Here is a 21,875-nt window from a genome sequence, read left to right on the forward strand (position 1 = left end):
TCAGGTCTGGGGGCTGCCGCCGATAAGGCTCTGCAGGTCGATCAGCGCGCGGGCGAGCGAGATGCCCTGGGGCCCGGCGATGTAGCGCGGCTCCCATTCGGGCGAGAATTTCTCCTTATAGGCGCGCAGCCCCTCAAAGCCGTAAAAGGCATTGCCATGCTGGTAGAGAAAAGCCCCGAGCTTTGACCACAAAGGCGCGAGGCGGCGCGCTTCCAGGCCGGAGAGCGGCGCCATGCCGATGTTGAACCAGCGATAGCCTTGCTGCTGCCCCCATTGTATCAGGCGGATGAACAGAAAGTCCATGGTGCCATAAGGTGCGGCGTCGTCATGGCGCATGAGGTCGATGGAGAGTTCCGAGCGGGTCTGTGTCGGCCAGATATTGGCGAAGGCGACGATCTGCCCCTGACTGCGCACGACGGCGCAATCGAACCTTGCCAGATAGGCCGGATCGAAACGACCGACACTAAAGCCTTTCTCGCGCTGACCCTTGGCCTTGAGCCAGAAATCGGAGACGCGCTCGAGTTCGCCCATATGGGTGGGCACGTTGGTCGCAGGGATCACCTCGAACGTCGCGCCCTCGCGCGTCGCCCGGCGCTCTGCATGGCGCAGCGACTTGGCGCTGGGGCCATCGAGCGAGAAGGTCGCGAGGTCAACATGGGCTTCCTCGCCATATTTGGTGATGCGCAAGCCCAGTTCGATGGCCATGGGCAGGGCCACAGGGCTGATCTGGTAGAGCAGCAGGCGCCCCTGCGCCGCGTCCGCCTTTTCGCGCAGGTCCCAGAGCAGGTCCGACCATTCGTCCTCCGCGCCGACAGGATCGCCCATCACGATCCAACTGGCGCCCTTGATCTGATACGTCAGAAAAGCGCGGCCGCTTTGCGAATGGAGGAAGCGCTTGTCGCCAGTGAAAGCGAGATTCGCGTCGGTCCGATCCGCCAGTGCCAGAGCGGCGGGGGACGGCTCATCGCCCCCAGCTTCTACGGCGCGTTCAGCTCGGGCCGGCTCGAACAGGCGGGCCAGGCCGACGCCCACGAGCAGCACCGCGACAGCAAGGCTGGCGCGCAGGAACCGCGCGGCATCGGCCCGCTCGGCAAAGCGCCACCATAAATCATTCTGATAGTCCACATGGCGGTAGGCGAACAGCCCGATCCAAATCGACAGGCCCACCACCACCGCAATCGTCGCCAGCCAGCCGGGCGAGAAGGCCTCCGCCAACAGGCGTGTGCGCCGGTAGAAAGCGGGCTTGGACCATTGCAGCGCGGCCGCGATGAGCAGCATAACGCCCGCTTCCTCATAATCCAGCCCCTTCACGATCGAGAAGACCGCGCCGGCGAGAAGCAGCAGGCGCGTGAGCCAGAAAGCACCGTCAAGGCGACGGTAAAGCCCGGCGGAGAGCACCAGTAGAGCCGCGCCGATCAGGCTCCCGGCCATGTGGGAAAGCTCCACGAACGGCAGCGGCACGATGTCGGATACGGTGTTGGCGCGCCAGGGGATGGTCGGTAGCGATCCGGAGATCAGCAGCACCGTGCCGCCGAAAAAGACCAGCGCGGAGATCATCAGCGGCGCCATGCCGGAGGCGACGACCTGAGCGCCACGCAGCGTTCGCCCGATGGGCTTATGCCAGCGCGCGCCCTCCTGCACCACGATCAGCACGGCCGCCACAATCAGCGGCGCGATATAATAGATGAGGCGATAGGCCAGCAGGGCGGCGACCAGCTCCGGCCGGTCCACATTGGGCAAGGCAATCAGCATGATCGCCTCGAACACGCCAATCCCGCCCGGGACATGGGTGATGAGCACGGCGACGATTGCCAGGGTATAGCCGATGAAGAAGGCCGGCCAGGCGCTGATCTCGATGCCAGGAATGAGCACGAACAAGGCCGCGCTGGCCGCTGCAAGATCGAGCGCGCTGATCCCAATGAGCGCGATGATCTGCTTCGCCGGCGGCAACGGGAGCGACCAGCGACGGACGTGCAACGTCCGCCCCTGTCTTCCGGACCAGAAGAGGACCGCAACTGTCGCCAGCAGCAAGGCGAACCCGATCGCACGCAGCACGCCAGGCGGGATGACCATCCCGTCAAAAGCCAGCGCTTCGGGCCGCCAGGCGAGCATGGCACCGGAGAGCACGAACACACCGCTCCAGAAGGTGAGGCTGGCGATCAGGATCACGCGGGCAATATCCCCGGCGCCGAGCCCAGCGGCGCTGTACACCCGATATCGCGCCGACCCGCCGGTCAGCAGCGAGAGGCCGAGATTATGGCTCAGCGTGTAGCTGGTGAACGAGGCGATCGCGGCGGTGCGGTAAGGCAGCGGGCGCCCAATGGTGCGCAGAGCCATCACATCATACAACGTCAGCGCGGCATAGCTGCACGCGGTGAGGAGCGCGGCAGCCAGAAAGGCGAGGGGAGGCAAGGCGTGGAATGCCGCCCGCACGTCGCGCAGATGGACCTCGCGCAGCAAGTGGCTGAGCGCCACGAAGCCGAGCACGGCCAACAGCAAGGCAACGCCAATGGTCAGGATCGTGCGATGGCGCTGAGTCATGGTCTTCATCTGCCCCCGGAGGCCATCGGGCGCTAATCGGCCTGAACCTGGCGGACCCAGATCTGGCTTTTGCACAGCCAGCCGCCGATCAGGCAACCGGAAATCTTCACCCGATCCCGGTCGAGCTGCTCGATGGTGGACGAGAAGGTGCGGCCAAGGTCCGGCACATAAACGCGGCCCGCCCAATGCCCCGGTGACTTGGCATGATAATCCTGCAGGAGTTTGGTCCCGATCAGCCTGGAGACCCCAGCGTCTGCGGCATCGGCAAGGGCGGTCGCGTTCGCCCAGCTCACCCAGCCGCACAGGCCGCCATCGCAATCGCCCGTGGTGACGACCACCGTGCCGCGCGGATTGATCCAATGCCCGGCGATGGCGTTCGCGGCATGGGCCGGCGTGAAGGCGCCGATCATGGCGGCAACGGCTATCGCGAGCAGCTTAGCCATGAGGATTGATCCCGGCCGAGGTCATTGCGTCGAACAATAGTCCGGTGACCGCCCCGACATCCCAGTTCAACTGATGCCCACCGGGCAGGCCCTGACTGCGCAGATTAGGCAGGTGCAGGCGCGGGCAGAGGCTGTGCGGTTCTTCCTTGCCGTAGACGCAGAGCAAGGGGAGCCAGCTGAGCGTGCGCGCGGTAGGCAGGGCGTCATGCTCGGTCTCCCAGAAGCTCAGCATCTCGCTTGGCGATGCACGATACTCGACCGTCGCGCCGGGCACGAAGAGCGCGGCCAGAGCGATATCGCGGCGTTGCGCCCCCGGCAAGTTGGCGAGGCCGACATGGAGCATATCCGCGCCGAAGGACTGGCCGATCAGCACCACGCGCCCCTGCGGGTTCACGGCTCGAGCCTCCGCCAGCGCCTGGGTGATGAGCGCAGCAGCCTCCGATGGGGTGCGGGTCTTGCGATAATAAGTGAGGCTGTTGACGCCCACTACCGGGATGCCGGCTGCTTCAACGCGCTGCGCGATCTTGGGTCCCATGCCGACCCGAAAGCCCATGTCGCCGGAAAAGATGACCGCCACAGGCGCACCGGCGCGGGGCTGGTAGCCGGCGGGCCGCAAGACCGTAAACGGGTCGCTGCCCAGATAGCCCAGCCAGCCGAACGCCATGAGCACCAGAGCCGTGAGGGCCGCGAGCGTGATTGTCGTCTTCCGCATCCGTCCTCCGCGCCTCGTCATGCTGCTCTCATGTCCATGATCGTCCGAGGGTTATCCTCTGGCAGCGACAGCCGGTCAACGCGGTGGCCGCTTCATGAACTTCATGTCATGTGGCGGTCAGCCGCCCGCCATTCCCGATGGTCTAGGCGGGATGTCATGGGCCTCTCGAACCGCCTCCTCTATTTCTTTCTCGTTCCGCTGGCGGGCGCGCCGCCCTTGCTGTCCTCCCATCTCGTGCCCCCGTCCGCGGCCGCACCACGCCACGCTGCGCATGCCGGGTTCACGCTGGGCGAGGACAAGGCTGGCCGGATCGTCGTGACCAGCCTGCGGGATGGGCAGGCAGGGGGCGGGCCGATCGCAGTGGGCGATCAATTGCGCGCTGTGGATGGGCATGCGGTGCGAAGGCTCGGCGTGGCACGGTACATGATCGACGATCCCCGCCATTGCGACATTCCGCTATCGCTGGCGCATGGCGCCGTGCGATATGAAGCCCGCGCTCGGCGATGCGGCAAATGATGGCGGCAGGGACGGTGGAATGGGCAGAAAAATACTCCTGATTGAAGATGATCGCGCGACAGCCGAGTTCATCCTGAAGGGGCTGGCCGAACATGGCCATGTCGGCGATCACAGCGCGGATGGGCGCGACGGCCTCTTCATGGCGACCGATGGTGGCTACGACGCGATTATTCTCGACCGGATGCTGCCGGGCATGGATGGCATGGCCGTGCTGGGTGCGCTGCGTGCTGCCGGCATCGAAACACCGGTGATCCTGCTTACCGCGCTCGGCTCCGTCGATGACCGCGTGACGGGGCTGACGGCCGGAGCCGACGATTATCTGGTCAAGCCCTTCGCCTTTGCCGAACTGCTCGCGCGGCTGGAACTGCTGATGCGCAAGCGCGGCCATGGTACATCGGTGGAGACCACGCTTGCCTGCAGCGATCTCCACATGGACCTGCTCAAGCGCACCGTTCAGCGCGGCGGCCGACGCATCGAGCTTCAGCCGCGCGAATTCCGGCTGCTCGAATATCTGATGCGCTACGCAGGGCAGGTCGTCACGCGCACGATGCTGCTCGAAGGCGTGTGGGATTATCATTTCGACCCTGGCACCAACGTCATCGACGTGCATGTCAGCCGCTTGCGGCGGAAGATCGATAGCGAGGGCGATGTCCCCCTGATCCACACCGTGCGCGGTGCGGGCTACCGGCTGGGCGAATGAGTCGACCGGGTGTCGCATCCGGGGCGGGCCTGCGCTGGCTGCGCTCGTCGCATGTCCGCTTCATGGGCTGGATCTTGCTGCTGGAGCTGGTCTTCGGCGCGGCATTGCTGGCCTCGGTCACGCAGTTCGTGCGCGCCGACCTCGCGGCGGCCGACCGCAGCATCGCCGTTGAGGATCGCGACAGCCTGCTGATGATCGGCCGGGACGAAGGTGCGCAGGCGCTGAACCGGGCGATCGCCGAGCGAACGGCGGAAGATGAAGATGCCCTCATTCTGCTCGTGGATCGCAACGGGCGCAAAGTGGCGGGAAACCTCTCGGACTGGCCGCCCAATGTCACGGCCGAGGCGGGCTGGACGCGCGCCGAGCTTTATCGGCTGGGAGATGCAGAGCCTGCCCCCTTCGGCATCACCGCCGCGCGGCTGGGCGATGGGCGCCGCTTGCTCGTCGGCCGCCGCGCCGAGGCCAGCGATCAAATCCGCCAGACCGTCCACGAGGCCCTGCTGACCGCGCTGGCGCTCGCTTTGCCGCTCGCGCTCGCCGGCGCCTGGTTCGTGGTGCAGATCATCGATCGGCGGATCGGACACATCGCCGCGACGGCAGAGGGCGTCAGCGCGGGTGATATCGAGCAGCGCGTGCCGCTGCACGGTTCCGGGGACAGCTTCGACCGGTTGGGGGAGGCGATCAATGGGATGCTGGACAGGATCGGCAGCCTGATCGGCGAACTGCGCACGGTCACCGATAGCATGGCGCACGATCTGCGCTCGCCATTGACCCGCCTGCGCGCACGAATCGACCGGGCGCTGGAGACGGACGATCCGGCCGCGATGCGCGCGGCCATCGAGGGCATCAGCCGCGAGGCGGACCAGTTGCTCGCCATGCTCACCACCGCGCTGGAGATCAGCCGCGCAGAAGCGGGCATCGGGCGCGAGCGCTTCCGGCCCACGCTGCTGGGCGAGATGCTCGCCGATCTGGAAGACTTGTACGCGCCACTTGTCGAGGAGCAAGGCCGCAGCCTTTCCATCGCAATCGAGCGGCCGATCGAGGTCAGCGTCCATCGCGAACTGCTAGGGCAGGCGATCGCGAACCTCCTCGACAATGCGCTCAAATACGGCGCGGGTGCGATGACGCTGTATCTGGATCGCGAGGGCGCAGACGTGATCATCGGTCTTGCCGATGAAGGCCGGGGGATCGCGCCGGATCGGGAAGCAGAGGCTTTGCGGCGCTTCGGTCGGCTGGATGCCGCGCGCGGGCAGGCGGGCGCAGGGCTTGGATTATCGCTCGTCGCGGCCGTGGCGCGCATGCATGGCGGTCAGGTCCGTTTCACCCGCCGCCATGGTCTGTTCGCGGTTGGAATTCTCATCGGCTTGGGAGGCTGAGCGGCCTTCGGTCTGCTTCCGCTGCCGACAGGATCATGCCTGTCTCGATGAAGCAGTCGACCGGAGCCATGCGGGCAAGGGGAGGGACGGCATGGCTCCGGTGACGGGGGTCACTTCTTGTCGGTCGTGCTCTTGGCCGGGGCAGCGAGCGATGCAGTCGTCGTGCTCTTGGCCGGCTTGGCGGGCTTGGACACCTTGTGAGGGCTTTCCTTCGCCGGTGCCGTCTTGGCCGACGCGACAACCGGCGTGGCAATGGCTGCGAGGGATGCCAGGCCGGCAATGATCAGGCGACGGTTCATGAGGGTATCTCCTTCAACAAGCGACCCTTCGTGGATCGCAAGCCCCTTATGGCCCCGCGCACCGAACCGGAGCATGGCGCCTGCATGAACTTTTGGACATGTGGGAAAGCGGGGTGGCGCACGATCCGCTGCCGCCAAAGAATAGCGACCGGAAGAGAAAGTCCGCGTGAGAAGATTTGGCGGACAGGGTGGGATTCGAACCCACGGTGAGCTTCCACCCACGGCGGTTTTCAAGACCGCTGCCTTAAACCACTCGGCCACCTGTCCGTTGTCCCGCGCCCTAATCGAAACTGTTCAGCAAAGGAAGCCCGCGCGAGCGAGGGATTGTTGCGCGGGCGGTTCGTCGCAGGGGCGATGCGTCCAATTGCGGAGGCTTGCCTTGCGCGCCGTGCGTCAACTCTGCCAATATGCACCGATGACAACGCACTCGCTTCGCCGTCGGCTCCTGCCGCTATGCGGTCTCGCTCTTGGTCTTTCCCTCGCGGCGCAAGTCTCCGCCAGTGCGCAGGCGCTGCCGTCGTCGAATGATCCGGTCGATGCGCAGACGGCGACCGGATTTACAAGCTACCTGGAGAGCTTGCGGGGCAAGGCGCGGGCGCAAGGCGTGAGCGATGCGACATTCGACCGTGCAATTGCCGGGCTGAGCTTCAATCCGCGTGTCGCGGCGCTGGATCGCGGTAATCTGCCGACAGCCGACAATGCCCCGATTCCCGATTTCGAGCCCTATCGCCAGCGCCACATCGATGCGCGCAAGATTGCCCGCGGCCGCGCGGTCTACACTGCCAATCGCGCGCTGTTGGTGGCGATCGAACGCGATGCGGGCGTGCCAGAGGAGATCATGGTCGCGATTTACGGCCATGAGACGAATTACGGCACGATCAGCGGCGATTTCGACCTGCTGCGCTCGCTGGCGACGCTGGCTTATGAAGGGCGCCGGCGCGCGCTGTTCGAGCCGGAACTGCTGGCTGTGATGTCGATGATGCAGCGCGGCGTTCCGCGTGAGCGGCTGGTCGGCAGCTATGCTGGCGCGTTCGGCTATCCGCAGTTCCTGCCCAGCGTCTATCTGCGCGATGCGGTGGATGCCGATGGTGACGGAACGCCCAATATCTGGTCGAGCGAGCCCGATGCGCTGGCCTCCATCGCCAATTATTTCCAGCGTGCCGGCTGGCGCAAGGGTGAGCCATGGGGCGTCGCGGTGCGGCTGCCGACCGGGTTCGACCGCGGGCGGATCACCAGCACGCTCAATCCCACTCGCTGCCCGCGCGTGTTCGGTCGCCACAGTCGCTGGCTTTCAATGCGCGAGTGGCAGGCGCTCGGAATCATGCCGGAGGGCGGCTCCTGGCCGGATGGCAGCATTCAGGCGACGCTGATCGAGCCGGATGGCCCGGGCAAGACGGCCTATCTGCTCACCGGCAATTACCGCGTGATCCTCGACTATAACTGCTCGAACTTCTACGCGCTGTCCGTCGGCCTACTGGCTGATGCGGTCCGGCCCTGATCCGGGGCTAGGCAGAGCCATGGCGGATGGCTAAGGACGGAGCGAAGCCGCGATGCCCGCAGGGCGCGCGATGACCTGTCAACGACCGGATTTTCTCATGCGCGCACTTCTGCCGATTGCCCTCGTTCTGCCGCTCTTCCTGTCCGCCGCGCAGGCGAACACGCCAAGCTACACCTCCGAGGCCTCCGTCGCCTATATGGTCGATCTGTCGTCCGGCCGGGTGCTGTTCGACAAGGATGCGGACCGGCGGATGCCGCCGGCCTCCATGGCCAAGATGATGACCGCGCATGTGGCGTTCAATCTCATCAAGCAGGGCAAGCTGCGGCTCGACCAGAAGTTCACCGTCCGTCCGGAAACCTGGCGCAAGTGGCACAGCCAGGGCTCGACCATGTTCCTCTCCGTCAATGAGGAAGTCTCGGTCGAGAACCTGCTGCACGGCATCGTCACGCTCTCGGGCAATGATGCCTGCGTGGTGCTGGCCGAGGGCATTGCCGGCTCGGAAGAGGCCTTCACCGATCTCATGAATGCCGAAGCCAAGCGGCTGGGCATGACCAACAGCCATTTTGCGAACACCACCGGTTGGCCCGACGAAGGCCGCACCTACACCACCGCCCGCGATCTCGCGACGCTGGCCCGCAACACGCTGGAAGAGACGCCGGACCTCTACAAGCAATTCTACACGGTCAAGTCCTTCACCTGGGGCCAGACCATGGGCGGATCGGAGATCAGCCAGGCGAATCGCAACCCGATTCTCGGGCGTGTGGATGGCGCGGATGGCCTAAAGACCGGCCATACCGAGGAGGCAGGCTACGGCTTCACCGGCTCGGCCCAGCAGAATGGCCGCCGTCTCGTGATGGTCGTCGCGGGCCTCACCAGCTTCAATGGCCGTGTCGAGGAATCGGTGCGCTTCATGGATTGGGGCTTCAAGGCCTGGCGGTCCAAACCGCTGGCCAAGAAGGGCGTTACCCTGGGGCAGGCGCAGGTCCAGGGCGGCTGGGCACGCTCGGTCGATCTGGTGACTCCGCGCGATCTCGTCGCGACCGTGCCAATTGCGGCGGCGAATGGCGAGATCAAGGCGCGTGTCGTCTATCGCGGCCCGATCAAGGCGCCGATCGCGCAGGGGCAGGAGATCGCGCAGCTCGTGGTGGATGCCGGTGACGGGACTACGCAGACCTTGCCGCTTGTAGCCAAGGAAGCTGTCGCAGAAGGCGGCTTCTTCGCGCGCCTGTGGAACGGCTTCCTCTCCTTCTTTAGCTGAGTACCGACATGACGCGCGGCCGCTTCATCACGCTGGAAGGCGGGGAGGGCGTCGGCAAGTCCACGCAGGCCCGTCTGCTTGCGGACGCGCTCGAGGCGCGCTGCATCGAGACAGTGCTGACCCGCGAGCCCGGTGGCAGCGAAGGCGCCGAGGCCATTCGCGGCCTCCTGCTCTCCGGTGCGGCGGATCGCTGGAGTGTGCGCGCTGAAGCGCTGCTCTTCGCCGCGGCACGGGCCGATCATGCCGAGCGCACCATTCTGCCGGCCGTGGAGGCCGGCAAATGGGTGATCTGCGACCGGTTTCTGGACAGCAGCCGTGCCTATCAGGGCGTGGGCGGCGTGCTGAGCGACGACGACATTCTGACCCTCCACCGCATCGGCTCGGGCGGGCTGTTGCCGGATCGCACCCTGCTCCTCGCCCTGCCGCTCGATGAGAGCAGCGAGCGGGCCGGCGCGCGGGATGCCGGGGCGGTGGATCGGATCGGCGGGCGCGATGCTGGTTTTCATCGCGATGTGGCCGAGTCCTTCCGCCGGTTCGCAGCCGCTGAACCGGCGCGTTTCCGGGACATTGATGCCAGCGGATCGATGGAGACGGTGCGCGATCGGCTGCTGGCTGCGCTCGCCGACTGGCTGCCATGACGCGCTGGCTCGGCCATGACGAGCAGATCGCGACGCTGATCGAGGCGAGCGCGACGACGCGCCTTCATCATGGCTGGATCTTCGCCGGGCCGCGAGGGCTGGGCAAGGCCGGGATCGCCTATGATTTCGCCCGGCGGCTGCTGGTCAGCGGGGCGGGACGTCCCGTTCCGTCGGATCGGCTTGCACCGGACCCCACAGACCCGGCCATGCGCCTGTTCGACGGCGGCGCCCATCCCGATTTCATGCGGCTCGAACGACTTGAGCGTGACAGCAAGACTGACAGCGCGGCACTCGCCCGCAACATCACCGTCGATCAGGTGCGCAGCCTCTCACGCCTGCTGCACAGCGCGCCTTCCATGGGCAGCCGCCGGGTCGTGCTGATCGACAGCGCGGACGATCTGGAGGCTGGCGCGGCCAATGCCTTGCTCAAGAGCCTGGAAGAGCCGCCGACGGGCGCGATCTTCCTGCTCGTGGCGCATCGGCCCGGTCGCCTGCTGCCTACTATTCGCTCGCGCTGCCGGGTGCTGCGCTTCGCACCGCTGGATGATGCGAGCATGGCGCAGGCGCTGGCGACCGCGCTGCCGGAGGTGCCAGAGCCTGAGCGCGCTGCGCTGGCGGCCAGTGCCGAGGGATCGCCGGGGCAGGCGATCGCCAATCGCGATCTGGATCTGCCCGGGCTGGAACGCGCGCTGGATGCGATCGCGCAGGGTGGACGCGGCGGGGAGGGCGCCCGCGCCGGCCTGATGAGCGCGCTCTCGGGTGTCGCGGCACGCCCCCGCCTCGAAGCCTTTGTCGATCTTGTGCCGCGCTACATTGCCCGCCGTCTGCGGGGTGCGCCCGCACCCAGTCTCGGGCCGGGCATCGCCGCCTATGAGGAAGCGCAGCGCCTCGGCGCCGGCGCTGTCACCCCGCTGCAGCTCGAGCCCGGCGCGCTGGTCTACACCCTGTGCGAGACCGTGGCGCGAGTCGGGCGATAGGTGCTCGCTGGCCTTTCTGAATAGGGTGCTCCTGCGAAGGCAGGAGCCCAGGGCCCAACCGACGGACCTAACCGCCTTAGACTCCTGCCTTCGCAGGAGCACATCCAGCCCTACATCATCGGCCCCCGTACAGGAAAATCACCACCCCGCCAAAATCGCGCTATACCCCTCGCGGGACAGTGAGCGTGGGGGACTGACAGGATGGCGAGCGAGCACAGGCAAACCCGAGATGCGCCCGACTTGCCTTCCACACCGCTAGACGAAACCCCGCCCGTCGGACTGGAGCGCTGGAAACGCCTTGGCCCCGGCATCGTCGTGGCCGCGACCGGCGTCGGCGCGGGCGATCTTGTCGCCACGCTCGTTGCCGGCGCGCGCTTTGGCTATGCCTTGCTGTGGGCCGCCGTCATCGGCTGCATCATCAAGATCGCGCTGGCCGAGGCGACCGGGCGCTATCATCTCGCCACCGGTTCGACGATGCTGCAGGGCTGGCGCTCGCTCGGCCATTGGACGAGCTGGTATTTCGGCATCTACATCCTGATCTGGGGCTTCGTGTATGGCGGCACGGCGATGAGCGCGACCGCGCTGCCGCTCGCCGCGATGTTCCCGGGCCTATTGCCATTCTGGGCGTGGGGCATGGCGTCGGGCCTCGCCGGCGCGCTGTTCGTCCTGTTCAATCGCTATGCGGTGTTCGAGGCCGTGATGAAGCTGCTGATCGGCGTCATGTTCGTCGTCGTTGTCGGGCTTGCGATCCTCGTCATGCCCGATCTCGACGCAGCACTGATCGGCCTCGCGCCCACGCTGCCGGAGGGCTCGGCCATCTACACGCTGGGCCTCATCGGCGGCGTCGGCGGCACGATTACGCTCGCGGCCTATGGCTATTGGGTCAATGCCAAGGGATGGCGCTCCCCAGCCTGGATCCCGATGATGCGGTTCGACAATCGCGTGGCCTATATCGCGACGGGGGTGTTCGTCATCGCGATGCTCATCGTCGGTGCCGAACTGCTCTACACCGCGCAGATCGCGCTTTCCGGTGGCGACCGGGGCCTGCTCGACCTGGGCGCGGTGCTGGAAGCGCGCTTCGGGCGCACCGTGGCGACCTTGTTCCTCATCGGGTTCGCGGCGACGACCTTTTCGTCCGTGCTCGGCGTCTGGCAAGGCGTGTCGCTGCTGTTTGCGGATTTCGTCCGCAGTATCCGGGCGGAGCGGGCGGGGGAGACTGCCGTGCATGATCCGGCCATCGCGGCGACGCTGGACCGGACGCCGGCTTTCCGCTTCTACGTCCTCTGGCTCACCTTCCCACCCATGCTCCTGCTGTTTCTGGGCCAGCCTTTTGCGCTCATCATCGCTTACGGCGCGTTCGGTGCCTTCTTCATGCCCTTCCTCGCTGTCACGCTCATGTGGCTGCTGAATTCGAAAGCCGTGCCAGCGCAATGGCGCTCGGGCTGGTGGTCGAACCTGATGCTGGGGCTGGCTTCGCTGCTATTTGCGGTGCTGTGCGTGGATCAGATCCGCTCGCTGCTATAGGTTGCGGCTTTCCGTGCGGCGCTGTGCTGCGGGGTGGAGAGGAGTCTAGGCATCCTAACTGTACCCCGCTAGAGAAGCCGCAAGCGAAGGCCGCGCCTCAGACGGCCCTTATCCAGCAGGAAATCATGCCCAAACCCTTCACCATTACCACGGCGATCAGTTACCCCAATGGCCGCCCGCATATCGGCCATGCCTATGAAGCAATCGCGACGGACGCCTTCGCCCGCGCGGCCCGGATGATGGGGCGGGACGTGTTCTTCCAGACAGGCACCGACGAGCATGGCCTCAAAATGGCGCAGGCCGCCCGTGCGCGCGGCGTTGAGCCCGTCGTTCTGGCCGATGAGATGTCAGGCTATTTCAGGGAGATGGATGATCTTCTGAACATCAGCTATGATCGCTTCATTCGCACTAGTGAGCCTGCCCATCATGTCGCAAGCCAGGCCATTTGGCAGGCGATGGTCGACAATGGCGACCTGTATCTGGATCGCTATGAAGGTTGGTACTCGGTCCGCGATGAGGCCTATTATGATGAAAGCGAGCTAAGTGTCAGCGATGGCGGGGAAAAGCTCTCTCCGCAGGGCACGCCGGTGGAGTGGACCGTGGAGGAAAGCTGGTTCTTCCGCCTCTCGGCCTATCAGGACCGCCTGCTCGCGCTGTATCTCGATCAGCCGGACTTCATTCAGCCCGAGAGCCGCCGCAACGAAATTCTCCGTTTCGTGGAGGGCGGGCTGCGCGATTTGTCCGTCTCTCGCACCAGCTTCGATTGGGGCGTGAAGGTCCCCGGCTCGCCGGATCACGTCATGTATGTGTGGGTCGATGCGCTCACCAACTATCTCACGGGTTGCGGCTATCCCTCTGATCCAGAACGCATGGCGCGCTACTGGGCGGAAGGGGGCGATATCGTCCACATCATCGGCAAGGATATCGTACGCTTCCACACGGTCTACTGGCCGGCCTTCCTGATGAGCGCGAAATTGCCTTTGCCGAAAACGGTGTTCGGCCACGGCTTCCTGCTCAATCGCGGCGAGAAAATGTCCAAATCGCTGGGGAACGTGGCCGATCCGGTCGAGCTGGCCGAGACCTTTGGCGTCGATCCGCTGCGCTACTTCCTACTGGCCGAGGTCGGCTTCGGCAATGATGGCAGCTATAGCGCGGAAGCCATTGTTCATAAATCGAATACCGAGCTTGGAAACGCCTTCGGCAATCTCGCCCAGCGCGTGCTGAGCTTCATTGCCAAGAACCTGGAAGGCCGTGTGCCCACACCGGCACCCAATGCTGATGACGAAGCCTTGCTGGCGCAGGTGCAGCAGATTGCCATGCAGGATGTTCCGGGCGCCTTCGAGCGCTTCGCCCCGCACGACGCGATCCAGGCCTGGCTGCGCGCGGCCTATGCCTGCAACGCCTATGTGGATGCGCAGGCGCCCTGGGCGCTCCGCAAGACCGATCCGGCTCGTATGGAGGCCGTGCTGGCGACGCTCTATGTCAGCATTGCGACGCTGGCCGTCTCTGCCCTGCCGGTCATCCCGCGCAGCGCAGAGGAACTGCTCGACCGCATGGGGCTGCCCCAGGATGCGCGCACCTTCAGCGCCATCGGCACGGACTGGTACACGCCGCTGCGCGCGAGCGGCCATGTCGTCGGCCCGCAGCAGCCGCTCTTCCCCCGCCTTGAACTCCCCGCCGCGGAGGCCTGATGCTCGTCGATAGCCATTGTCACCTCAATTATGAGGGGCTGGTGGAGGATCAGCCCGCCGTCCTCGCCCGTGCCCGTGCGGCGGGGGTGGGGACGATGCTCAACATCTCCACCCGCGAGCGCGAGTGGGCCGCGATTATCGGACTGGCCGACCGCGAGGCGGACGTCTGGGCGAGCGTGGGCATTCATCCGCATGAGGCGGATAGCCATGCCCATGTCGATACCGCCAAGCTTGTGGCCGCTGCGGCCAATCCCCGCGTCGTCGGCATTGGCGAAACCGGGCTGGATTATTATTACGACCATAGCGATCGCGCCCAGCAGCAGACGAGCTTTCGCGCCCATATCGCCGCCGCCCGGGAGACCGGTCTACCGATCATCATTCACACCCGCGATGCTGAGGCGGACACCGCCGCTGTTCTGCGGGACGAGATGGGGCAGGGGACATTCACCGGGGTGATCCACTGCTTCACCGCCAGCGATGCCTTTGCCGATATCGCGCTGGATCTCGGCCTGTTCATCAGCATTTCTGGTATTGTGACCTTCAAGAACGCCAAGGCGTTGCAGCAGACGGCGGCGCGCATCCCGGCCGACCGCTTGTTGGTCGAGACGGACTCGCCCTTCCTCGCGCCGATGCCGCACCGCGGGCGGCCCTGCGAGCCGGCCTTCGTCGCGGATACCGCGCGCTTCCTGGCCGATCTCCGTGGCGAGTCTCTGGAGGCGCTGACGCAGGCAACGACGCGCAACTTCTTCGCCCTGTTCTCCCGCGCCGCGCCGGTCGCGTGACGCCATGACGCTCAAGCTGGTCATGTTGGGGAGCGGCACCTCCTCGGGCGTTCCGCGCATCGGCAATGATTGGGGGCAGTGCGATCCCGCCGAGCCGCGCAACCGTCGCATCCGCGTCTCGATCCTTGTCGAGAGTGCGACCACGCGGTTGCTGGTCGACACCTCCCCGGATTTCCGCGCGCAGATGCTGGCGGCCGATGTCGTGCATCTGGATGCCGTCTTCTGGACCCACGACCATGCCGATCACTGCCACGGCATCGATGATCTGCGCCAGATCATGCATCATCGCGGCACCCCTGTGCCCGGCTATGGTCACAAGGCGACCATGGCGGCGTTGCGCAGCCGCTTCGACTATGCGTTCGATGGGCGCGAGGGGTATCGCGCGACGATCGCCGGCCATGATCTGCCCGATGAGGGGGTGACAGTTGGTGACATCGCGGTCACCCATGTCGATCAGCCCCATGGCTTCATCTCCTCGAGCGGCTTTCGATTCTCCTGTGGCGGCCGGTCGCTGGCCTACGCCACGGATTTTCACGAGATGACCGATGCGATGGTCTCGCTCTATGCGGGCGTCGATTGTCTCGTCATCGATGCGCTGCGCGAGCGGCCGCACCCGACCCACGCCCATCTGGCTCTGACGCTGGAGGCGATCGCGCGGATACGCCCAGGCCGCGCCATCCTCACCCACATGGATAACAGCATGGACTACGCCCGTCTGCGCGCCATGCTTCCCGAAGGCGTCGAGCCCGGCTACGATGGTCTGACCGCCCTGATCTGATCTCCCTTCGCGGGCGTCCGTTCCAGCAGGAGAGTTGGCCATGGCCGATATGATTGCGCACAGCCTCTGGTTCGTCCTGGCCTTCGCCCTCGTCGGCAGCAGCCTGGCCCTGCGCCGCCTTCCGCTCCACCATCTGGTGAAGATGATCCTCGTCTGGATCGCGATTTTCGCGGCTGTCTGGATCGTCGTTCTGGCCTTCCGCGGCCTCTCTGGCTGACCCCAACACAATATTTTGCATCAATCCCATCTTATCTGTCCGAGGCTGTTGACACCCCCGAACAGCCCCCCTAAAGCGCCGGTCCTACCCCGTGCCCAGATGGCGGAATTGGTAGACGCACCAGCTTCAGGTGCTGGCGATCGCAAGGTCGTGGAGGTTCGAGTCCTCTTCTGGGCACCAATACTGGCTCTGGCAGCGTCCAGATAAGTCCAGTAAGCGGCTGGTTTCACAGCATTTCTTGACCGAGAATCGCCAGACACCGTCCGGCGACATCCGGCTATGAGCACCAAAAACCACCCCCTGTTGGTGGTTCATTTGGTGGTCACGGATCGACCCGGCTTTGCTGGGAAAACGATCATGCTAACCTATATCCAGATCAACGCAGCCAAGCCCAGGGACAAGGAGTACGCCCTCTCCGATTCTCAAGGCCTCCATCTCACCGTCCGGCCCAACGGCTCCAAGCTTTGGCGCTTCAAATATCGTTTCCTGGACAAGCAGAAGACGCTTCATCTCGGAGGGTGGCCAACGATCAGCCTCGCGGATGCCCGCGTCCGGCGGGACGAGGCCAAGAAGCTCGTGGCAAACGGTATCGATCCCGCGCTGGAAAAAAAGCGCTCCCGCATCGCTGCCAAATATGCTGCAGCCAACACCTTCCAGGCGGTGGCCGAGGAATGGCTCGTCAAATGCGAGCGAGACGGCCTCGCAAAGGTGACGATCGAGAAAATCGCGTGGCTGCTAGCCAAGGCCTACCCGGTGATCGGCAACATCCCCATAGCGCAGATCACACCACACGAGGCGCTCGCAGTCCTGCGCAAAGTCGAGGCCACTGGAGCATATGAAAGCGCGCGGCGCATGCGGAGCGTGCTTAGCCGGGTATTCCGCTACGGGGTCGCGACCGTGCGATGCGACAAGGATGTCGCTGCCGACCTACGCGGGGCGATCGCCTCGCCCAAGGTCAAGCATTTCGCCGCCATAACCCAGCCTTCGGAAGTAGGCGAACTGCTCCGTGCCATCGACGGCTACAGCGGGCACAAGGTGACTGTGATGGCAATGCGATTGTCGCCACATGTGCTGCTCCGCCCGGGCGAACTCCGGCAGGCCGAGTGGACCGACATCGACTTCGAAGAGGCGATCTGGTTCATTCCCGCAGAGCGCATGAAGATGCGGCGGCCACACCGGGTGCCGCTGTCGCGGCAGGTGATCGCGATGCTCAGGGAGCTTCACGAGCACACACATTGGTGGAAATTCCTGTTTCCGTGCCTCGGAAAGCCACGCAAGGCGATGTCGGAGAATGCCGTGAACCAGGGCCTTCGAAAGCTCGGCTACACCACCGATCAGATGACCGCACATGGGTTCCGAGCAATGGCCGCTACGCTTCTCAACGAAATGGGCCAGTGGAATCCCGATGCGATCGAGCGTCAGCTTGCGCACGTGGATACCAATCAGGTCAGGCGGGCTTATGCGCGCGGGGAATATTGGGATGAGCGCGTCGAAATGATGCAGCACTGGTCGGACTATCTCGACCGGCTACGGGATGGGGGAAAGGTGCTCCGCCCGGATTTTAGGATGGTCCGGCAACGGCAATGACAGTCACCGGAGCGCCTGCGGGCGCTCCGGCAGCGCCTAACTTAGAGCGGCTGAATGCATCGGCATACCAGCCGACCCCATGGATCCAAGTTCGATGTCTGCCGCCTCATCTGCGGATGGAAAGCGTGTGAACGACAGAATGTGGGACATTTCTGCCATTCACTCTCTACTCGTTGAACGACAGGTCTGGCCAACAGCGGACATCTGGCGCTTGATTGACGTGCGCAGGCTACTAGCATTGATCTCGGCGCCGACATGCGGACAATGCGTTCACCGTCTTCCGCTGACAGCTTTTCCAGCTTCTCGATGAGACTGCCACCCAGCCGGTCGACCCATAGCCGCCCATCCGCCTTGAGCAATAACTTCGACGACCGAAGGTTAAGATTGGTTTGAAACAGGCTGGCGCGCCTCGGCTGAAATACTACACTCGATCTACTTGCATGCCCGAGCCCCGGGCGCGGTCGGAGTTTTGGATGGCGGGAGCAGTCGAAAGAGGATCGCTGTGGCACAGGTGGGATCCGCATATTCACACGCCGGGGACCATTCTTTCAGACCAATACCCTGCCAATGACGGATGGGAGCAGTTCCTAAGTCGGATCGAGGCGTCCAATCCGCCAGTTCGCGTGCTTGGCATCACCGACTATTACAGCACAGCGACATACGAGACAGCATGCGCACACAAGGCGTCCGGCCGGATGCCGAATGTCGAGTTGATCTTCGCCAATGTTGAGCTGAGGCTAGGAATTGGCACGAGTAACGGCAATCCCGTGAACGTGCATCTGCTCGTCTCACCAGACGACAGCGACCATCTATCCCGCCTGCACAGCTTCCTCGCCAATCTCGAATTTGAAGCTCTGGGCGAGCGCTATCGCTGCACACCCGAGCAGATCCGAGCGCTCGGCCGTGCACACGATCGCTCTGTTTCGACCGATGCGCAGGCGCTCGAAGTCGGCACCAATCAGTTCAAGGTCGATCTCGCCAATCTTCGAGAAGCCTTTCGTCATAGTACGTGGGCGCAGGAAAATATTTTGATTGGCGTCGCCGCGAGCAGCACCGATGGCACGGCAGGCTTGCAGGCCGATGCATCGCTTACCCGTCTTCGGCGTGAAATCGAAAGTGCTGCGCACGTCATCTTCTCTGGCCGCCCGGCCGATAGAACGTTCTGGCTCGGCCAGAATTCGGCTATGTCGGCCCAGGACATCATCACCCAATATGGCAGCTTGAAGCCTTGCATCCACGGCAGCGACGCGCATCGTCCCGGGCGCGTCGCTGCGCCCGATAACGACCGCCGGTGCTGGTTGAAGGGCGATCTTCGCTTCGAGACGTTGCGCCAAGCCTGCCTCGAACCCGACATCCGAGTCTTCGTCGGCGTGGCGGCCCCGCCCGCCGCACCCCCGTCACAGACTATCGACGAGGTAACGGTCAGCAATGCAACGTTTCTGTCCGAGCCCGTCATGCCGCTCAATCCAGGCCTTGTCGGCATCATCGGCGCGCGGGGTTCGGGCAAGACAGCGCTTGCTGATTTCATCGCCGTCGGAGCGGGCGCTTTTTCGCTGCACTCGAACCGACTGTCGTTCATCGACCGCGCCCGCCAGCATCTTGCTGGCACGAGGGTAGACCTCGGGTGGGGCGACGAAACCGGTTCGGGTACGGCGATCGACGATCTCGGCGGGTTTGGCGATGCTTCCGATCCTTATGTCCGTTATCTGAGCCAGCAATTCGTCGATCGGCTTTGCTCGGCCGAAGGGATGACGGATGAGCTGCTTGAAGAGATCCAGCGCGTAATCTTCATGGCCCATCCAACCGAGGAGCGGCAAGGTGCGAGCAACTTCACGGAGCTCCTCGATATTCGCGCGGATGCGGCTCGAAGGGCGCGGTCGCACTATGAGGACGAGTTACGCGAACTCGCCGATGAGTTTGTTGCCGAGCAGGAAAAGGTCGCTAGGGCGCCCGGCCTTCGCACACAGCTCTCCGGGCTGCAGGAGGCGATCCGCAAGAGCCAAGCTGATCGTCTCGCTTTGGTGGCCAAAAACGGCGGGAGTCAGGATCGGCTCGACGCTTACACCACGTTGGCAAATGTCCTGCAGGTCCGCCGTTCGGAATTCGAGCAGCTGGAGCGCCGCAAGACGGCATTGGAAAGCCTCGCCGCAGAGGTAGCCCTCTACAAAACCCGCTGGTTTCCCGACCAGTATCGCCAGCTTCAGCAGCGACATCAGACCGCCCAACTCCCGGCTGACCTATGGCCGCGCTTCATGCTAAGATTCGACGGCGACGTCGACGGCGCGATCATCGATCAGCAGCGCGCCAATCTTTTGGCACTGGGCACGCTCCTCGGTACGCCACCGGCGCCGCCCGCGACGCCGGAGATGTCGGTTCTGCCCACTGGCGCCGTCCTGGCCCAGCAGACGATCAGCGTCTTGGCCGCAGAAGCCAAGCGTCTCGAGGCGTTGATCGGTGTCGACAAGCAGGCCTCACAGGCGCTCACCCAGTTGAACAGCAAGATCGCCGCTGATGAAGGCCGCGCGGCCAATCTGGCACGGCAAATCGAAGCCGCGAGCAAGGCACCGACCCGCGTTGAGGAAATTCGTCGCGACCGGGTAAGCGCCTACCAGAAGGTGTTCGAAGCGCTGGTAGCCGAGCAGGACCAACTCCGGGCACTATATGCCCCGCTGACTGCGCGCATCGAGGCGGAGAGCGGGTCAGCGAGAAAGCTGGCCTTCGTCGTCCGCCGTCGGGTCGATGTCGAGCAATGGGGGGAATGGGGCGAACAGCTTCTTGATCTGCGGAAGGGATCGACGCTTCGACGCGGCACGCTCGCGGAATTGGCCACCCGCTGGCTCTTGCCTGCCTGGTCGACCGGAACTCCCGAGCTGGTCACACAAGCTCTCGCCCAGTTTCGTGAAACCTACGACAACGCGCTGACGGAATGCTGCCCATATGACCTTCGCGATCCCGCCGAGGCTGCGAAGGTGCGGCAGTGGGCCGGTCAGATTTCGGCATGGCTCTATGGCACGGCACATATCGAGATCGCCTATGGCGTGCAGTACGAAGGCACCGACGTCGAACGGCTCTCACCGGGCACGCGCGGCATCGTCCTGCTTTTGCTGTATCTCGCGATCGATCTCGATGACAGTCGCCCGCTCTTGATTGATCAGCCGGAGGAAAATCTAGATCCGAAATCGATCTTCGAGGAATTGGTCGCTCGATTCCGGAGCGCCAAGCAACGGCGCCAGATCATCATCGTCACGCACAACGCCAACCTCATCGTCAACGCGGACGCTGATCAGGTGATTGTCGCGACTTGCGGCCCACATCGGCCCGGCGAGTTGCCCGAGATCTGCTATACCTCGGGTGGTCTCGAAAACCCGACCATTCGTGCCCATGTCTGCGACATTCTCGAAGGCGGCGAACACGCTTTCAAGGAACGTGCGAAGCGGCTGCGCGTGCGGATCTGACGCGGCACGTACCCCACTGTGCTGCCTCTTTCCGACCGTTGGTTTCACCACACTTGATTGGCGGCTCCTGTCGGATCCGGACGTTCGCGCTCCGACAGGGGAACGGCGATATCTGGTCGAATGCCGACACCGACCGCTCGAAGAAGCCACTAGCTCGAATATTGGTCGTGGCGCCTGACCCATTCCATTGAGAAGGCGAAACCGTCTTCGTCTCGTCCTTTGGGAACGAGATCAAGGAATTGATATGCCCCGTTCACATTGTCGATTCCTCGCCCATGGGTCGAGTAGGTATGGAAGATTTCGCCGTCACCATCTCGCGCGAAGACGCTGATACCTTGTTCCTCGTTGGCGCCGATCGGACGGACCTCATAGTTGTAGAGCGCCTTACCTCGCGCCACATCATCTTCCGTGAAGGAGACATGATAATCGAAGTTGAAGTCCGACTGGTATGATGAGACCCAATCGAATGTCCAGCCCATGCGACGCTTGTAGGCAGCAAGCTTGGAAAACGGCGCCCTCGAGATGGCGGTGAACGCCACGTCACGAGCACGCAGGTGACTTTGGATGCCTTCGAAATTGTCGGCCCAGAAAGAGCAGGACTTGCAGGCCTCGCTCCATTCGGGACCAAACATCAGGTGATAGACGACGAGCTGCGAGCACGAGCCGAACAGGTCCAGGAAGGCCAGCTCGCCATCCGGCCCAGTAAAGCGATAGGGCTTTTCGACCCGCTCCCAAGGCATTTCCATCCGTCGCCTCGTGATTGCGTCGCGTTGGCGCATGAGCGCCTTTTCCTCCGCAAGGAGAGCGAGACGGGCCTCCAGCCATTCCTGGTGGGAGACTATGTTGCGATTTTCCATTTAGCCCTCCGATGTCGCCAAAGAAT

19 protein-coding genes and 2 tRNA genes are annotated in these 21,875 nt (G+C 64.3%); 15 read left to right on the forward strand and 6 right to left on the reverse strand.

The window, feature by feature from the left end:
* Genes mprF through M2339_RS04970 form a run of 3 tightly spaced genes read right to left on the reverse strand, consistent with a single transcriptional unit; the run spans nt 1 to nt 3,696 of the window.
* Entirely contained in the window at nt 1-2,550 is a 2,550-nt protein-coding gene (gene mprF / locus M2339_RS04960) for a bifunctional lysylphosphatidylglycerol flippase/synthetase MprF (protein ID WP_264587299.1), read from the reverse strand.
* Between the two features lie 23 nt (nt 2,551-2,573).
* Nucleotides 2,574-2,984, reverse strand: a complete 411-nt coding sequence (locus M2339_RS04965) for a DUF2147 domain-containing protein (RefSeq protein WP_264587298.1) — start codon at nt 2,982-2,984, stop codon at nt 2,574-2,576.
* Complete coding sequence (locus M2339_RS04970) at nt 2,977-3,696, reverse strand: virulence factor (RefSeq protein WP_264587297.1); 720 nt, start codon at nt 3,694-3,696, stop codon at nt 2,977-2,979. Before M2339_RS04970 ends, M2339_RS04965 begins: the two co-directional genes overlap by 8 nt.
* A 156-nt stretch (nt 3,697-3,852) precedes the next feature.
* Between M2339_RS04970 and M2339_RS04975 the strand changes: the two genes are divergently transcribed.
* Genes M2339_RS04975 through M2339_RS04985 form a run of 3 tightly spaced genes read left to right on the forward strand, consistent with a single transcriptional unit; the run spans nt 3,853 to nt 6,288 of the window.
* Nucleotides 3,853-4,212, forward strand: a complete 360-nt coding sequence (locus tag M2339_RS04975; protein WP_264587296.1) for a PDZ domain-containing protein — start codon at nt 3,853-3,855, stop codon at nt 4,210-4,212.
* Between the two features lie 19 nt (nt 4,213-4,231).
* A complete protein-coding gene (locus M2339_RS04980) occupies nt 4,232-4,912 on the forward strand; it encodes a winged helix-turn-helix domain-containing protein (protein ID WP_264588357.1) in 681 nt (226 codons plus the stop codon).
* A complete protein-coding gene (locus tag M2339_RS04985; protein WP_264587295.1) occupies nt 4,909-6,288 on the forward strand; it encodes a sensor histidine kinase in 1,380 nt (459 codons plus the stop codon). Before M2339_RS04980 ends, M2339_RS04985 begins: the two co-directional genes overlap by 4 nt.
* A gap of 110 nt (nt 6,289-6,398) precedes the next feature.
* Here the strand turns inward: M2339_RS04985 and M2339_RS04990 are convergent, their stop codons facing one another.
* Nucleotides 6,399-6,587, reverse strand: a complete 189-nt coding sequence (locus tag M2339_RS04990) for a hypothetical protein (RefSeq protein WP_264587294.1) — start codon at nt 6,585-6,587, stop codon at nt 6,399-6,401.
* Between the two features lie 177 nt (nt 6,588-6,764).
* Nucleotides 6,765-6,854, reverse strand: a tRNA-Ser gene (locus M2339_RS04995).
* A 148-nt stretch (nt 6,855-7,002) separates the two neighbouring features.
* Between M2339_RS04995 and M2339_RS05000 the strand changes: the two genes are divergently transcribed.
* From M2339_RS05000 to M2339_RS05055, 12 genes are all read left to right on the forward strand, one after another.
* Entirely contained in the window at nt 7,003-8,085 is a 1,083-nt protein-coding gene (locus tag M2339_RS05000) for a lytic transglycosylase domain-containing protein (protein ID WP_264587293.1), read from the forward strand.
* A 97-nt stretch (nt 8,086-8,182) separates the two neighbouring features.
* Complete coding sequence (locus M2339_RS05005; protein ID WP_181559776.1) at nt 8,183-9,343, forward strand: D-alanyl-D-alanine carboxypeptidase family protein; 1,161 nt, start codon at nt 8,183-8,185, stop codon at nt 9,341-9,343.
* Nucleotides 9,344-9,351: 8 nt separating this feature from the next.
* Complete coding sequence (gene tmk / locus M2339_RS05010) at nt 9,352-9,981, forward strand: dTMP kinase (RefSeq protein WP_264587292.1); 630 nt, start codon at nt 9,352-9,354, stop codon at nt 9,979-9,981.
* Complete coding sequence (locus M2339_RS05015) at nt 9,978-10,958, forward strand: DNA polymerase III subunit delta' (RefSeq protein ID WP_181559774.1); 981 nt, start codon at nt 9,978-9,980, stop codon at nt 10,956-10,958. The genes tmk and M2339_RS05015 overlap by 4 nt, the downstream gene beginning before the upstream one ends.
* 240 nt (nt 10,959-11,198) lie before the next feature.
* Nucleotides 11,199-12,482, forward strand: a complete 1,284-nt coding sequence (locus M2339_RS05020; RefSeq protein WP_264587291.1) for an Nramp family divalent metal transporter — start codon at nt 11,199-11,201, stop codon at nt 12,480-12,482.
* 125 nt (nt 12,483-12,607) lie between these two features.
* Nucleotides 12,608-14,173: a methionine--tRNA ligase gene (gene metG, locus M2339_RS05025; RefSeq protein WP_264587290.1), complete on the forward strand. Its 1,566-nt coding sequence runs from the start codon at nt 12,608-12,610 to the stop codon at nt 14,171-14,173.
* Nucleotides 14,173-14,955, forward strand: coding sequence for a TatD family hydrolase (locus tag M2339_RS05030; protein WP_264606182.1), 783 nt, complete (start codon nt 14,173-14,175; stop codon nt 14,953-14,955). The genes metG and M2339_RS05030 overlap by 1 nt, the downstream gene beginning before the upstream one ends.
* Before the next feature lie 4 nt (nt 14,956-14,959).
* Complete coding sequence (locus M2339_RS05035) at nt 14,960-15,733, forward strand: MBL fold metallo-hydrolase (protein ID WP_264606183.1); 774 nt, start codon at nt 14,960-14,962, stop codon at nt 15,731-15,733.
* 40 nt (nt 15,734-15,773) lie between these two features.
* Entirely contained in the window at nt 15,774-15,950 is a 177-nt protein-coding gene (locus tag M2339_RS05040) for a hypothetical protein (protein WP_264606184.1), read from the forward strand.
* A gap of 93 nt (nt 15,951-16,043) precedes the next feature.
* Nucleotides 16,044-16,130 (forward strand) — tRNA-Leu (locus M2339_RS05045).
* 177 nt (nt 16,131-16,307) lie between these two features.
* Nucleotides 16,308-17,537: a tyrosine-type recombinase/integrase gene (locus M2339_RS05050; RefSeq protein WP_264606477.1), complete on the forward strand. Its 1,230-nt coding sequence runs from the start codon at nt 16,308-16,310 to the stop codon at nt 17,535-17,537.
* 473 nt (nt 17,538-18,010) lie between these two features.
* Nucleotides 18,011-20,992, forward strand: a complete 2,982-nt coding sequence (locus M2339_RS05055; protein WP_413714891.1) for a TrlF family AAA-like ATPase — start codon at nt 18,011-18,013, stop codon at nt 20,990-20,992.
* 149 nt (nt 20,993-21,141) lie between these two features.
* Here the strand turns inward: M2339_RS05055 and M2339_RS05060 are convergent, their stop codons facing one another.
* On the reverse strand, nt 21,142-21,849 hold the full coding sequence (locus tag M2339_RS05060; RefSeq protein WP_264606186.1) for a DUF899 domain-containing protein: 708 nt from the start codon (nt 21,847-21,849) through the stop codon (nt 21,142-21,144).
* Nucleotides 21,850-21,875 lie beyond the last annotated feature (26 nt).

It is taken from the genome of Sphingobium sp. B2D3C, from assembly GCF_025961835.1.
Classification (GTDB): Bacteria; Pseudomonadota; Alphaproteobacteria; order Sphingomonadales; family Sphingomonadaceae; genus Sphingobium.